Consider the following 14,284-nt stretch of genomic DNA (forward strand, 5'->3'; position numbering starts at 1 on the left):
CGGGCCGCCGGCCGGCTACTTGTCGATGTCGCCGACGACGAAGAACAGCGAGCCCAGGATCGCCACCATGTCGGCGACCAGCGTGCCCGGCAGCAGTTCGGTGAGCGCCTGGATGTTGTTGAACGAGGCGGAGCGCAGCTTCAGCCGGTACGGGGTCTTCTCGCCCTTGGACACCAGGTAGTAGCCGTTGACGCCGAGCGGGTTCTCGGTCCAGGCGTAGGTGTGGCCCTCGGGGGCCTTCAGGACCTTGGGCAGCCGCTGGTTGACCGGGCCGGGCGCCAGCTGAGCCATCCGGTCCAGGCAGGCGTCCGCGAGGTCCAGGGCGTTGTGCGTCTGCTCCAGCAGGCATTCGAACCGGGCCAGGCAGTCGCCCTCGGCCCGGGTGACGACCTTCAGGGTGTCCTGGAGCTCCCCGTACGCGAGATAGGGCTCGTCGCGCCGCAGATCGAAGTCGACGCCCGAGGCGCGGGCGATCGGCCCGGACACCCCGTACGCGTGCACGGCGGCGGCCGACAGCACGCCCACGCCCCGGGTGCGGCCCCGGAAGATCTCGTTGCCGAGGACCAGTTCGTCGTACACGCCCATCCGGGAGCGCACCGAGGCGACCGCGTCCCGGGCGCGGCCGAGCCAGCCCGCCGGGAGGTCCTCCTTGAGGCCGCCGACCCGGTTGAACATGTAGTGCATCCGGCCGCCGGAGACCTCCTCCATCACGGCCTGGAGCTCCTCGCGCTCCCGGAACGCGTAGAACACCGGGGTGATCCCGCCGAGTTCCAGCGGATACGAGCCGAGGAACATCAGGTGGTTGAGCACCCGGTTCAGCTCGGCGAGCAGGGTGCGGGTCCACACGGCGCGCTCGGGGACCTCCATGCCGAGCATGCGCTCGACGGCCATCACGACGCCCAGCTCGTTGGAGAACGCGGACAGCCAGTCGTGGCGGTTGGCGAGCATCACGATCTGCCGGTAGTCCCGGGCCTCGAAGAGCTTCTCCGCACCCCGGTGCATATAGCCGATGACCGGCTCGGCGTGCTGGATGCGTTCGCCGTCGAGGACGATGCGCAGGCGGAGCACGCCGTGGGTGGAGGGGTGCTGGGGGCCGATGTTGAGCACCATGTCGGTGCTCTCGGCTGCGCCGCCGATGCCGATGGTCGTCTCCGTCATGGGGCCAGTATTGCGTGCGGTGCCGTTGCACGGGGCTCCGCCCCGGACCCCGCTCCTCAATCGCCGGAGGGGCTTGTTTCCGCGCCGACGGGGCCTGATCGCGTGGCGGCCGGCTCAGACGCGTTGCGTCAGCCAGCCGAAGTCGCCCAGGCCGCCCCGGGCGGTCAGCTCCGCCGCCTCGCCCGCCGAGGCCAGCGCGCGGACGTAGCCGGCCGGATCGGTGGAGGCCAGGGAGAGGGGCGGGCGTTCGCCCGTGACGCCCAGCTCCCGCAGCGCCTCGCGCTGGGTGCGCAGCTCCGCGTCCGGCCCGCCCGCCGCCGCGCACGCGTCCAGCGCCACGTGGGCCGTCAGGTCGCAGCTGCCGTCCGGCACCGGTGGCACCTCGCGCCCCGCCCGGAAGCCGGTCAGTGTGCCGTACGGCGGCCGCTCCTGACGTACATGCATGTAGTCCACCGCCACCGCGAGCCCGGCCGACAGCGTCGCGACCGCGTCCGCCCACGCCTCGTCGCGGGGGCGGCCGATCTCCGCCCGGCAGCCCGGACCCGCCGACGGCCACCAGCGCCGCAGCCACCGCGCGTCGGCCCCCTCCACCGGTCCGCCCAGCCGCTCCGCCCCGTCCGACGGCCGCACCAGGACGTACCGTTCGACGCCGTCGGGATCCGTCTCGGCCACCGGGACCGGCACGTTGTCCAGCCACTCGTTGGCGAACAGCAGCCCGCGCACGCCCTGCGGCGGCTTCGCGCACCACTCCACCCGGGGGTCCAGGCCCCCGGGGCGATCGGCGAGCTCGACGGCGTACGCCCGGACCGTGAGCCCCTTGCCGCCCTCGGCCGGCAGCGCCGCCAGCACCCCCGTCACCAGCTCGCCGCGTCCCGCCCCCATGTCGACCAGGTCCACCTCGTCCGCTCCCAGCCCGGCCGCCGTCCTGACCAGCAGCCGGGCGACGGCGGCGGCGAACAGCCGGGAGGCGTGCACGGAGGTGCGGAAATGGCCCGCAGGCCCCTCCGGGCGCCGGTAGAACCCCTCGTCCCCGTACAAAGCGGTCCCGGCCGCCTCCTGCCACCCCTGCCACTCATCCGTCACGTTTCCAAGTCTCCACCTTGGGGAGTACGGTCTCGGGACCCGGATCGGCCCTTCGGCTGACCCCGGCACCCCTCGCCTGTCCCTACGCTGGGTTACGTGCAGCGCCTCTACGATTTCATCCGCAGACACCCGACGGGCGTCGACAGCTTCTGGGCTGTCTTCCTCCTCGGGCTCTCCGGCATGACCATCGTCGTGGGCGACGTCGGACGCGGCGGCGGCAGCGGTGAGCGCATCGCCATCGTGCCGGTCGTCATCGGTCTCTGCGTCGTCGTCGCCCTGCGCCGGCGCGCACCCGAGAAGATGCTGCTGCTCGCCATCGCGATGGGCGTGGTCCAGCTGGTCTTCGGCGTCCGGCCGACCGTCGCGAACTTCGCCATGCTGGTGATCACCTTCACGGTGGCCACGGTCGGGGAGCGCTGGGCGTCCCGGCTCGCCCTGGCATGCAGCCTGTGCGCGGCCACGCTCTCCCAGCTCCGCTGGCCGAACGAGGACGTGGAGCCGCGCAGCTGGGCGCAGACGGTGTTCCTCGTCGTCGTGATGACGGTGCCGTTCGTCCTGGCCTGGGTGCTCGGTGACTCGATGCGGACCCGGCGGGCCTACTTCGACGAGCTGGAGGAGCGCGCCGCCCGGCTGGAGCGGGAGCGCGAGGCGCAGTCGAAGGTGGCGGTGGCCGCCGAGCGGGCCCGTATCGCCCGTGAACTGCACGACGTCGTCGCGCACAACGTCTCGGTGATGGTGGTGCAGGCCGACGGCGCCGCCTATGTGATGGACGCGGCGCCCGACCAGGCCCGGCAGGCGCTGGAGACCATCTCCAGCACCGGCCGGCAGGCCCTGGCGGAGATGCGGCGGCTGCTCGGGGTGCTGCGCACGGGCGACGCCCGGGAGAGCGGGGAGTACGTCCCGCAGCCCGACGTCGAGCAGATCGAGGACCTGATCGACCAGGTCAGGACGGCCGGTCTGGCCGTCGACTTCAAGGTCGAGGGCACCCCGCGCCCGCTGCCCAGCGGCGTCGAGCTGACCGCGTACCGCATCGTGCAGGAGGCCCTGACCAACACCCGCAAGCACGGCGGTCCGAACGCCGGGGCGAGCGTCCGGCTGGTCTACTTCGACGACGGGCTCGGGCTGCTGGTCGAGGACGACGGCCGGGGCGCGGCGCACGAGCTGTACGAGGACGGCGGCGCCGACGGAGCGGGCCACGGCATGATCGGCATGCGCGAACGGGTCGGCATGGTCGGAGGCACACTGGATGCCGGACCACGGCCCGGCGGAGGATTCCGCATCAGCGCGCTGCTGCCGCTCAAGCCAGCCGACTAGGGTCGCCCGGACGCCCACCGACCGTTGAACGAACAGGAGACAGGGACCCCATGGCGATCCGCGTGATGCTCGTCGACGACCAGGAGCTGCTGCGCACCGGCTTCCGGATGGTGCTCGCCGCGCAGCCGGACATGGAGGTCGTCGCCGAGGCCGGGGACGGGGCCCAGGCCCTCGAGATCCTGCGCTCCACCGGCGTCGATGTGGTGCTGATGGACGTGCGCATGCCGAGGCTGGACGGCGTCGAGGCCACCCGCCGCATCTGCGCGCAGCCCGCCGCGCCCAAGGTGCTCATCCTGACGACGTTCGACCTCGACGAGTACGCCTTCTCCGGGCTGAAGGCCGGGGCCAGCGGGTTCATGCTCAAGGACGTGCCGCCCGGCGAGCTGCTCGCCGCGATCCGTTCCGTGCACAGCGGGGACGCGGTCGTCGCCCCTTCCACCACCCGCAGGCTGCTCGACCGGTTCTCGCCGATGCTGCCCAGCGGCACCGCCGAACCGCAGCACAAGGACGTCGCCAAGCTCACCGAACGCGAGCGCGAGGTGATGCTGCTGGTCGCCCAGGGCCTGTCCAACGGCGAGATCGCGGGCCGGCTGGTGCTCTCCGAGGCGACCGTGAAGACGCATGTCGGCCGCATCCTGACCAAGCTGGGCCTGCGCGACCGGGTCCAGGTCGTCGTCCTCGCCTACGAGACGGGGCTGGTGCGCGCCGGCGGCGGGGCGGGCTGAGCGGTGGGTGCGCTGATCTGGGTGAACGGCCCGTTCGGCGGCGGCAAGACGCAGACGGCGTACGAGCTGAGGCGACGGCTGCCCGGCAGCGTGGTCTGCGACCCCGAGCACATCGGCTTCGGGCTGCACCGCACCCTGCCGCCCGCGCTGCGCGCCGACTTCCAGGACCTGGCCGCCTGGCGGCAGGGGGTGCGCGAGACACTCGGGCTCGCCCTGCGCGGCCATCCCGGGACGGTGATCGCCCCGATGACCCTGGTCGATTCCGGCTACTACGCGGAGATCATCGGGCGGCTGCGCGAGGACGGGCACACGGTGCACCACTTCGCGCTGCTCGCCGAGCGGACCACGGTGCTGCGGCGGCTGCGGGAGCGCGGCCTCGGGCGCGGGCTGAAGCACGAGAGCTTCGCGGTGGCCAGGCTGGACCACTGCCTGGAGCGGCTCGCGGCCCCGGAGTTCGCCGAGCAGATCCGTACGGACCGGCTGACCGTCCCCCAGGTCGCGGACCGCATCGCGGGATCGGCGGGCCTCAGCCTGCTCCCGGACACGGACAGCGCGCTGCGGCACCGGCTGCGGAGGGCCTGGACGGGCATCCGGCACATCAGGTTCGACTGACGCCGGACGCGCGGGCCGTCCGGCTCAGCGCAGGATGCCCTCCAGGAAGTCGCTGCCGAGCCGCGCCACCACGGTCAGGTCCAGCTGGTGCAGGACGTACCGGCCGCGGCGCCGGGTCGTGACCAGGCCCGCCTTCTTGAGCACGGTGAGGTGGCGGGAGACCTCGGGAGCCGTGATCCCGTTGGTGTCGGCCAGCTCACCGGTCGTGTAGGGCGAGCGGGCGATGTTGCGGCACAGCCGCATCCGCATCGGGTGGGCCAGGGCCTCCATCCGCAGCTGGAGCAGTTCCACGGAGGCGGGCGAGGGCAGCTCGGGCCGGTGCACGGGGTAGTGGAGCACCGGCCGCCAGCCCGGGGCGTGCAGCACCATCAGATGCGGCCAGCCGAAGCTGGTCGGGATGAGCGTGAGCCCGGGGCCGACGGCGGGGTCGGTGGCGACGGTCGAGCCCTGGCTCAGCTTGTCGACGCTGATCCGCCCGCCGTCCTCGTCGACCGAGAGGGCCGGCGAGACCGCCTCCATGGCCTCGTGGAGACCCTTGTGCCGCAGCAGGTCCGTCTTGTGCCGCGCGTCGGCCACCAGCTGGACCCGCACCCGCTGCCAGGTGTCCGCGAAGAACGCCTGGTCGCAGTCCTCCAGCAGGCGCCGGATCCACTGGCGTACGGGAGCGGGGTCGGCCAGCAGCCGCTGGGTGAACTTCACCTGCTGGGGGCCGCGCGCCGCCGCCATCTCCAGCGCGCGCGCCCGCATCCCGGCGTCGTGCAGGGGAGAGGCCGCGCCGGTCCCGTAGAGGCCGGCGCAGGTGAACTCCAGGGCCGCGGAGACGAACCGCTCGTCGTCCAGCCGGTCGAGGATGTCCAGGTCCTCCGCGAGGTCGGCGCCCGTCCTGCCGTCACCGCCCCGGACCCCGGCGAACGGCATGAAGATGTCGGAGAAGGTGTTCCGCCACAGGAAGTCGGCCTCGTGCAGCCGGTCGGCCAGGTCCGGTTCGAGGGCCGTGGTGGTGGCGGTCGCCCAGCCGTGCAGCCCCGGGTGGTGCCCCGGCTCGGACAGCGCGTGCAGCGCCACCCCCAGCTCGACGAGCGGGGAGGTCGCGAAGACGATGCGGTCGGGGTCCAGCCCCGCGATGTCGATGGTCACGCTCACCCCTCCATGGTGGGGGATGCGCGGCTGAGCACCCGCGCCGTTTGACGGTGCTCGTCAAACGGCGGGGCACCCGGGCCGGGTCCGGCCCAGGCTGAGTGCCATGGACGCCATTCAGCAGCAGATGTTCGACAGCTACCGCGCGGTCCGGCGGGGTGAACTGCCGCCGCCCCTGCCGGGACGGCACGACAGGGCGGTGGTGCGCGGGGTGCGCGAGCGGCGCCGTTTCGACGCGGTGATCGCGGGCCGTCCGGCGCGCGGCCGGTGGCGGACGGCGCTGCGGTCCCTGTTCACCCGCCGCAGGCCCCGCACCCCCTCCTGCTGCCCGTCGGCGCGGTGAGCACGGCGGCGGGACCGCCGGGCCGCCGCGGGGGCGCCCAGCCGGACGCCACCCGCTTGCTCAGGCGGCCTCCACCCGCTTCAGGAACTCCGCCACCGCCTGCCGGACGTCGTGCTCCGTCCACTCCAGCCCGGCCTGCGCCACGGTGACCTCGGTGAACGAAAGGCCGGGCGGACCGGCGGATGCCGGGTGCCACTTGCGGAAGAGCGCCACGCCCGTCTCCTCCGCCTGCCGCACCGACGCCTCCGTCAGGACGTCCGGCGGGTACGGCAGCCACACCTGGAACTGATGGGTGTGCGGAGGCTCGGGATGCACCCGGAACCATCCGTGACCGGACTCGGCGAACCCCTCGGCCAGCGCCCGCGCCACCACCTGGGCGTGGGCCACGTACGCGGGCAGCTTCGGCAGCTCCCGGTCCAGGCCCGCCAGCGCGGCGAGCGCCGCGGGGAACTGCTGGAAGAGCTGGCCGCCGTACCGGTGACGCCAGGTGCGGGCCTCCTCGATCAGCGATGCGGAACCGGCCAGCGCGGCCCCGGAGATCCCGCCCAGGGTCTTGTAGAACGAGACGTACACACTGTCCGCGAGCGCCGCGATCTCCGGCAGCCCGCGCCCGAAGCGGGTGGCGCACTCCCACAGCCGGGCGCCGTCGAAGTGCACCACCGCGTCGCGTTCGCGCGCGGCGGCCACCACGGCCTCCAGCTCCTCCCAGGTGGGCAGCACGAAGCCCGCGTCCCGCAGGGGCAGCTCCAGCATCAGGGTGCCGAACGGCTCCGCGAAGTCGCTGATCTCCGCCGCGGTGGGCAGCCTCGGCTCGGACGTCGGGTGGACCGTGCGCAGCCCGCTGACCGCCGGCAGGGCGCCGCGCTCGTGCACCTCGGGGTGGGCGAGCGGATGCAGCGCCACCGTGGGGTTGCCGGTGCGGCCGGCCCAGCAGCGCAGCGCGACCTGCTGCGCCATCGTCCCGGTCGGGAAGAACGCGGCGGCCTCGGTGCCCAGCAGCCCCGCGACCCGCTCCTCCAGCTCGGCGACGACGCCGTCGCCGTAGATGTCGGCGGGCCGGCCGAGGTCCGTGACCCCGCGCGCGGACTCGGCCAGGGCGGCCAGCTGCTCGCCGAGCGTGCGGTCCACGGGTGTCCGGGACAGGATCCGCTCGGCCTGCCGCCAGGCGGTGATGCGGCGCAGCCGCTCGGGGTCGGCGGTGCCCTCCCCGTATGCGCGGGGGCCCGCTGCCCGGTCCGCCGCCCCGTCCGTTACCTGCCCGTTCGTGTCTGCCATGGGACGATCATCACGCACGACCGGACCCCTGCCCACCCAATTCGATGCCCTCTGCACCCGGTCGGTCCCCGGGCCGGCGGGCTGTCCACAGGCTGTGGACAGCCGGGAGGGTGGGCGAGGCCGCTGGCGTAGCATGCAGAGGAATCGTCCGGTACCCCCCGCGGACTGGAACGGAAGGCCACCGCAGCGTGAACGCAACAGCTCCCAAGGAGCCCCTCGACGCGAGGGACCGCCCCGCCCGGCTCACCGTCGGAGTCGTCGGCGCCGGCCGCGTCGGCCCCGCCCTCGCAGCGGCCCTGGCGCTCGCCGGGCACCGCCCGGTCGCCGTCTCGGGTGTCTCCGACGCCTCGGTGCGCCGCGCCGCGGCCCTGCTCCCCGACGTCCCCCTGGTCACGCCCGCCGAGGTCCTCGCCCGGGCCGAGCTGGTCCTGCTGACCGTGCCAGACGACGCCCTCCCGCAGCTCGTCGAGGGCCTCGCGGAGACCGGCGCGGTCCGCCCGGGCCAGCTGATCGTCCACACCTCCGGGCGGTACGGGACGAAGGTGCTGGACCCCGCGCTGCGGGCCGGCGCCCTGCCGCTCGCCCTGCACCCGGCGATGACGTTCACCGGCACCTCCGTGGACGTCCAGCGGCTGGCCGGCTGCTCCTTCGGGGTCACCGCCCCCGAGCAGCTGCGGCTCGCCGCCGAGGCGCTGGTCATCGAGATGGGCGGCGAGCCCGAGTGGATCGCCGAGGAGTCCCGCCCGCTCTACCACGCGGCGCTCGCCCTCGGAGCGAACCACCTGGTCACCCTGGTCGCCCAGTCCATGGAGCTGCTGCGCACCGCCGGGGTCACCGCCCCCGACCGGATGCTCGGCCCCCTGCTCGGCGCCGCCCTGGACAACGCCCTGCGCTCCGGTGACGCCGCCCTGACCGGCCCGGTCGCCCGCGGCGACGCCGGCACGGTCGCCGCGCACATCGGCGAGCTGCACAGCCACGCCCCGCAGACGGTCGCCGGATACGTCGCGATGGCCCGCGCCACCGCCGACCGCGCCCTCGCCCACGGCATGCTCAAGCCGGAGCTGGCCGAGGACCTGCTCGACGTGCTGGCCGACGGTTCGCGCGGCCCGGCCGCCCCCGGCGGCACCGGACCGGAGGAGACCCGATGACAGCGTCCGCCGCCACCCTGCTGAGCACGGCCGCCGAGCTGGAGGCGTACGCCCCGGGCGGGGACCGGGCCGAGCGTGCCGTCGTGATGACGATGGGCGCCCTGCACGACGGCCACGCCTCCCTGATCCGCACGGCACGGGCCCTGGCCGGTCCGGCCGGACAGGTCGTGGTCACCGTCTTCGTCAACCCGCTCCAGTTCGGGGAGGCCGCCGACCTCGACCGCTACCCCCGCACCCTGGACGCGGACCTCGCGGTGGCCGGGGAGGCCGGTGCCGACGCGGTCTTCGCCCCGTCCGTGGAGGAGGTCTATCCGGGCGGCGAACCACAGGTGCGGATCTCCGCGGGACCGATGGGCGAGCGGCTCGAAGGCGCCTCCCGCCCCGGGCACTTCGACGGCATGCTCACCGTCGTCGCCAAGCTGCTCCACCTCACCCGCCCCGGCCTCGCGCTGTTCGGGCAGAAGGACGCCCAGCAGCTGGCGCTGATCCGCCGCATGGTGCGCGATCTGAACTTCCCGGTGGAGATCGTCGGCGTGGAGACGGCCCGGGAGCCCGACGGCCTCGCGCTCTCCAGCCGCAACCGCTTCCTCGACCCGCAGGAGCGCCGCACCGCGCTCGCCCTGTCCCGGGCCCTGTTCGCGGCCCGCGACCGGCTCGCCGCCCAGCAGGCACTGCACGCCCGCGCGCAGACGGCCGGGGCGACCGAGGACCGGGCCGCCGGGCTCAACCGGCTCGGCGAGGCCCGGCTCGCCGCCGACGCCCAGGCGGTCGCCCGGGCCAGGCCCGAGACCGGGCCCGCCGCCGTGCGCGCGGCCGCCCGCACGGTCCTGGACGACGCGGCGGCCGCACAGCCTCCGCTCGACCTCGACTACGTGGCCCTCGTGGACCCGGCCGACTTCACCGAGATCCCCGACGACCGCACGGCCGGTGACGCGATCCTCGCCGTCGCCGCCCGGGTCGGCACCACTCGCCTCATCGACAACATCCCTTTGACGTTCGGAGCCACCCCGTGACCGGAATACGGCTGACCGCCCCCGCACCCGGCTGGTCCATCGACGCCGATGTCGTGGTCGTCGGCTCCGGCGTCGCCGGGCTCACCACGGCCCTGCGCTGCGCCGCCGCCGGCCTCTCCACCGTCGTCGTCACCAAGGCCCGCCTCGACGACGGCTCCACCCGCTGGGCCCAGGGCGGCGTCGCCGCGGCCCTCGGCGAGGGCGACACCCCCGAGCAGCACCTAGACGACACCCTGGTCGCCGGCGCCGGTCTCTGCGACGAGGCGGCGGTCCGCACCCTGGTCACCGAGGGCCCCGACGCCGTACGCCGGCTGATCGGGACGGGTGCCCACTTCGACACGGCGGACGACGGCAGCATCGCGCTGGGCCGCGAGGGCGGCCACCACCGCCGCCGCATCGCCCACGCGGGCGGCGACGCGACCGGCGCGGAGATCTCCCGCGCCCTGGTCGAGGCGGTCCGCGAAGCCGCCCTGCACACCGTCGAGAACGCCCTCGTGCTCGACCTGCTGACCGACGCCGAAGGCCGTACCGCCGGCATCACGCTGCATGTCATGGGCGAGGGCCAGCACGACGGCGTCGGCGCGGTCAACGCCCCCGCGGTGGTCCTCGCCACCGGCGGCATGGGCCAGGTCTTCTCCGCCACCACCAACCCCTCGGTCGCCACCGGCGACGGCGTGGCCCTGGCGCTGCGGGCCGGGGCGGAGGTCTCGGACCTGGAGTTCGTCCAGTTCCACCCCACCGTCCTCTTCCTCGGCGCCGACTCCGAGGGCCAGCAGCCGCTGGTCTCCGAAGCGGTACGGGGCGAGGGCGCCCATCTCGTCGACGCGCACGGCACACGCTTCATGGTCGGACAGCACGAGCTGGCGGAGCTGGCCCCCCGCGACATCGTCGCCAAGGGCATCACCCGCCAGATGCAGCTGCACGGCACCGAGCACATGTATCTGGACGCCCGCCACTTCGGCGCCGAGATGTGGGAGCGGCACTTCCCCACCATCCTGGCGGCCTGCCGCGCCCATGGCATCGACCCGGTCACCGAGCCGATCCCGGTCGCACCGGCCGCGCACCACGCCTCCGGCGGCGTCCGCACCGACCTGCGGGGCCGGACGACCGTGCCCGGCCTGTACGCCTGCGGCGAGGTCGCCTGCACCGGTGTGCACGGCGCGAACCGGCTGGCGTCCAACTCGCTGCTCGAAGGTCTCGTCTTCGCCGAGCGCATCGCGGCGGACATCGTCGCCGAGCGCCCCCGTGCCGGCGCGGCCGTCGAGTCGGCCCCGGTGCCCTCGCCGCTGCTGCCCCCCGAGGCCCGGACCACGATCCAGCGCATCATGACGCGCGGCGCCGGCGTCGTACGGTCCGCCGACAGCCTCGCCCGGGCCGCCGACGAGCTGGAGGACCTGCACCGCAGCGCGTTCCTGAACGCCGGGGCCGCCGAGCCGAAGGTCGCGGTGCCCGGCGTCGAGGCCTGGGAGGTCACCAACCTGCTCCTGGTCTCCCGGGTGCTGGTCGCCGCCGCCCGCGAGCGCGAGGAGACGCGCGGCTGCCACTGGCGCGAGGACCGGCCCGAGCGCGACGACGAGCACTGGCGCCGTCACCTCGTCGTGCGGCTCTCGCCCGACCGCACCCTCGTCCTCCGTCGGACGGATACCGAGGCGTTCGGGCCCGTGGACGGAGCCGGGGCAGCAGACTGCGCAGCAACGAGCACTACCCATCCCACCCCCGAGGAGCCGTAACCGTGAGCACGCCCGAAGAGAATCCGCGCCCCACACCCGTGGACGTACCGCTGATCCAGATCGGCGCGCCCGCACCTGCCGCGGGCGGCTGCGGTGACGGCTGCGGCTGCGGCGGGGACGACGGCTACGAGGAGTGCGGGCTCGACCCCGCGCTCATCGGGCTCCTGACCGAGGCGGGCCTGGACCCGATCCAGGTCGAGGACATCGCGCACCTGGCGATCGCGGAGGACCTCGACGGCGGGGTGGACGTCACGACCGTGGCCACCGTCCCGGAGGACGCCATGGCCACCGGCGACTTCACCGCCCGCGAGGCGGGTGTGGTGGCCGGTCTGCGCGTCGCCGAGGCCGTGCTGTCCATCGTCTGTACGTCCGAGTTCGAAGTCGAGCGCCATGTCGAGGACGGCGACCGCGTCGCCCCCGGCCAGAAGCTGCTGACCGTCACCACCCGCACCCGCGACCTGCTCACCGGCGAGCGCAGCGCGCTCAACCTGCTGTGCCGGCTCTCCGGGATCGCCACCGCGACCCGCGCCTGGGCCGACGCGCTGGAGGGGACGAAGGCCGAGGTCCGCGACACCCGCAAGACGACCCCGGGGCTGCGCGCCCTGGAGAAGTACGCGGTGCGCTGCGGCGGCGGCGTCAACCACCGGTTCTCGCTGTCCGACGCCGCGCTCGTCAAGGACAACCACGTCGTCGCTGCGGGCGGGGTCGCCGAGGCGTTCAAGCGGGTCAGGGACGTCTTCCCGGAGGTGCCGATCGAGGTCGAGGTCGACACCCTGGAGCAGGTCACCGAGGTGCTGGACGCGGGCGCCGACCTGATCCTGCTGGACAACTTCACCCCCGCGCAGACGGCCGAGGCCGTCGCGCTGGTGGGCGGGCGGGCGTTCCTGGAGTCCTCCGGCCGGCTCACCCTGGACTCGGCCCGCGCCTACGCCGAGGCCGGTGTGGACTACCTGGCCGTCGGCGGGCTCACCCACTCCTCGCCGATCCTCGACATCGGCCTGGACTTCCGCGACACCGACGGGGCCGGCGTCTGATGCTGCTCACCATCGACGTCGGAAACACCCACACCGTTCTCGGGCTGTTCGACGGTGAGGAGATCGTCGAGCACTGGCGCGTCTCCACCGACGCCCGCCGCACCGCCGACGAGCTCGCGGTGCTGCTCCAGGGCCTGATGGGCATGCACCCGCTGCTCGGCATGGAGCTGGGCGACGGGATCGAGGGCATCGCGATCTGCTCCACCGTCCCGGCCGTCCTGCACGAGCTGCGCGAGGTGACCCGCCGCTACTACGGCGACGTCCCCGCGGTCCTGGTCGAGCCGGGCATCAAGACCGGGGTGCCGATCCTCATGGACAACCCGAAGGAGGTCGGCGCCGACCGCATCATCAACGCGGTGGCGGCCGTCGATCTGTACGGCGGTCCGGCGATCGTCGTCGACTTCGGCACGGCCACCACCTTCGACGCGGTCTCCGCCCGGGGCGAGTACACGGGCGGCGTCATCGCACCCGGCATCGAGATCTCCGTCGAGGCGCTCGGCGTCAAGGGCGCCCAGCTCCGCAAGATCGAGCTGGCCCGGCCGCGCAGCGTCATCGGCAAGAACACCGTCGAGGCCATGCAGGCGGGCATCATTTACGGCTTCGCCGGCCAGGTCGACGGGGTCGTGGAGCGGATGAAGAAGGAACTGGCCTCCGACCCCGACGACGTCACCGTCATCGCGACGGGCGGCCTTGCTCCGATGGTGCTCAACGAGTCCTCCGTGATCGACGAGCACGAGCCCTGGCTCACCCTCATCGGCCTGCGCCTGGTGTACGAGCGCAACGTGTCGCGCCTCTAGGGCGTGTCGTCAAACTGGTGTCGTTGCCCGAAGGGCGGCCGGGCGGCGTCAGGTGCGTGCTCTCGGCGTGCCGGCCCCAGGCCCCTGTACTGGGCGTACCGGGGTCTGGGGCCGGTGCGGCGAGAGTGCGTGCATGGCGTCGTCCGGCAGACGCCAGTTTGACGACACGCCCTAGCCCCACCCGGTCCGACCGGCGGGTTCCCCGCGCGGCGGCTCCTCCGAGCCGCCGCGCCACCGACGGCCAGTTAAACGGATTTTGTCCATTTAGCACGTATTGTCGCGTCATGCCCACGCCCTACGGATCACGCGGCGGTATGGCGTTCAGCGCGGACGAGCTGCGAGTGCTCCGACGTGCCCTCGCCATCGCCCTCCACCCCGCGCCCCTGCCCGACGAGGATGTCCAGGACTGCCTGCGGCTGGCGGGCTCCCTGGACGAGGCGGTCGGAGAGGCGGGACGGCTGCGCGCCTTCCTCCTCGCCGACCTCGTCCGCTACCGAAACGCCCTCCCCGGCTCCCTCAGCGGCTATCTGGAGCTGCTCCAGGACGCCCTGGCCGCCGGGTACGACCCCCGGCCCGAGGACCTGGCCGCGCTGCGCGCCCTGCGCGGCGGACCGGTCGCCGCGGCGCTCCTGGAGCGCTGCCAGGTGCTCGCCGAGCGCTCGGTGCGCGCCCGGCTCGCCGGACGGGCCGTGCCCGCGACCGCACCCGCGCCCCGCAGCAGACTGCTCGCGCTGCCCGGCGGCCGGGCGGCGGAGCCCGACAAGCCGAAGACCCCGGCGGCCCCGGCCCGGCCCGCCGCGCCGTCCGAGCGCCCGGCGCCGAAGCCCTCGGAGGTCTTCCCGCCGCGCCGCCGGCCGAACCCGCCGCCGCAGGAACGCGCCGCGGGGTAGGTCCGGGAGGTCCGGGAGGCCGCTC

General features: G+C 74.1%; 14 protein-coding genes. 10 read left to right on the top strand and 4 right to left on the bottom strand.

The annotated features are described in order from the left end of the window. Positions 1–15: 15 nt before the first annotated feature. Together RLT58_RS20310 and RLT58_RS20315 are read right to left on the bottom strand one after the other, a co-directional pair. On the bottom strand, positions 16–1,158 hold the full coding sequence (locus RLT58_RS20310; protein WP_311311794.1) for an NADH-quinone oxidoreductase subunit D: 1,143 nt from the start codon (positions 1,156–1,158) through the stop codon (positions 16–18). Between the two features lie 114 nt (positions 1,159–1,272). After that, a complete protein-coding gene (locus RLT58_RS20315; RefSeq protein WP_311311795.1) occupies positions 1,273–2,241 on the bottom strand; it encodes an SAM-dependent methyltransferase in 969 nt (322 codons plus the stop codon). Between the two features lie 96 nt (positions 2,242–2,337). Between RLT58_RS20315 and RLT58_RS20320 the strand changes: the two genes are divergently transcribed. From RLT58_RS20320 to RLT58_RS20330, 3 genes are read left to right on the top strand one after another with little or no spacing between them, the layout of a single operon-like run. Further along, the gene (locus RLT58_RS20320) at positions 2,338–3,555 is read left to right on the top strand and encodes a sensor histidine kinase (RefSeq protein ID WP_311311796.1); all 1,218 of its coding nucleotides are present in this window, start codon (positions 2,338–2,340) and stop codon (positions 3,553–3,555) included. Positions 3,556–3,605: 50 nt separating this feature from the next. Further along, positions 3,606–4,280: a response regulator gene (locus RLT58_RS20325; RefSeq protein ID WP_311311797.1), complete on the top strand. Its 675-nt coding sequence runs from the start codon at positions 3,606–3,608 to the stop codon at positions 4,278–4,280. A 12-nt stretch (positions 4,281–4,292) separates the two neighbouring features. Then, positions 4,293–4,892 carry an AAA family ATPase gene (locus RLT58_RS20330; protein WP_311314578.1) on the top strand — a complete coding sequence of 200 codons (600 nt, stop codon included), beginning with the start codon at positions 4,293–4,295 and terminating at the stop codon, positions 4,890–4,892. A gap of 24 nt (positions 4,893–4,916) precedes the next feature. Here the strand turns inward: RLT58_RS20330 and RLT58_RS20335 are convergent, their stop codons facing one another. Next, a complete protein-coding gene (locus tag RLT58_RS20335; protein ID WP_311311798.1) occupies positions 4,917–6,029 on the bottom strand; it encodes a DUF5937 family protein in 1,113 nt (370 codons plus the stop codon). Between the two features lie 106 nt (positions 6,030–6,135). Between RLT58_RS20335 and RLT58_RS20340 the strand changes: the two genes are divergently transcribed. Further along, entirely contained in the window at positions 6,136–6,372 is a 237-nt protein-coding gene (locus tag RLT58_RS20340; RefSeq protein WP_311311799.1) for a hypothetical protein, read from the top strand. Positions 6,373–6,432: 60 nt separating this feature from the next. Here RLT58_RS20340 and RLT58_RS20345 read toward each other — a convergent pair whose 3' ends face one another. Next, positions 6,433–7,647: a threonine aldolase family protein gene (locus RLT58_RS20345; RefSeq protein ID WP_311311800.1), complete on the bottom strand. Its 1,215-nt coding sequence runs from the start codon at positions 7,645–7,647 to the stop codon at positions 6,433–6,435. A 188-nt stretch (positions 7,648–7,835) separates the two neighbouring features. On the opposite strand from RLT58_RS20345, the gene RLT58_RS20350 reads away from it, so the two are divergent. The 6 genes from RLT58_RS20350 to RLT58_RS20375 all read left to right on the top strand — a co-directional run bounded on the left by RLT58_RS20350 (position 7,836) and on the right by RLT58_RS20375 (position 14,259). After that, positions 7,836–8,795 (top strand): Rossmann-like and DUF2520 domain-containing protein, encoded by a 960-nt coding sequence (locus RLT58_RS20350; RefSeq protein ID WP_311311801.1) that lies wholly within the window; start codon positions 7,836–7,838, stop codon positions 8,793–8,795. Beyond that, positions 8,792–9,808, top strand: coding sequence for a pantoate--beta-alanine ligase (gene panC / locus RLT58_RS20355; protein WP_311311802.1), 1,017 nt, complete (start codon positions 8,792–8,794; stop codon positions 9,806–9,808). Before RLT58_RS20350 ends, panC begins: the two co-directional genes overlap by 4 nt. Further along, on the top strand, positions 9,805–11,538 hold the full coding sequence (locus RLT58_RS20360; RefSeq protein ID WP_311311803.1) for an L-aspartate oxidase: 1,734 nt from the start codon (positions 9,805–9,807) through the stop codon (positions 11,536–11,538). The genes panC and RLT58_RS20360 overlap by 4 nt, the downstream gene beginning before the upstream one ends. A 2-nt stretch (positions 11,539–11,540) precedes the next feature. Beyond that, positions 11,541–12,572: a carboxylating nicotinate-nucleotide diphosphorylase gene (gene nadC, locus RLT58_RS20365; protein ID WP_311311804.1), complete on the top strand. Its 1,032-nt coding sequence runs from the start codon at positions 11,541–11,543 to the stop codon at positions 12,570–12,572. Continuing rightward, on the top strand, positions 12,572–13,369 hold the full coding sequence (locus tag RLT58_RS20370; protein WP_311311805.1) for a type III pantothenate kinase: 798 nt from the start codon (positions 12,572–12,574) through the stop codon (positions 13,367–13,369). The genes nadC and RLT58_RS20370 overlap by 1 nt, the downstream gene beginning before the upstream one ends. Before the next feature lie 314 nt (positions 13,370–13,683). Next, positions 13,684–14,259, top strand: coding sequence for a hypothetical protein (locus RLT58_RS20375; protein ID WP_311314579.1), 576 nt, complete (start codon positions 13,684–13,686; stop codon positions 14,257–14,259). The last annotated feature ends 25 nt before the right edge of the window (positions 14,260–14,284 follow it).

Source organism: Streptomyces sp. ITFR-16, assembly GCF_031844705.1.
Classification (GTDB): Bacteria; Actinomycetota; Actinomycetes; order Streptomycetales; family Streptomycetaceae; genus Streptomyces.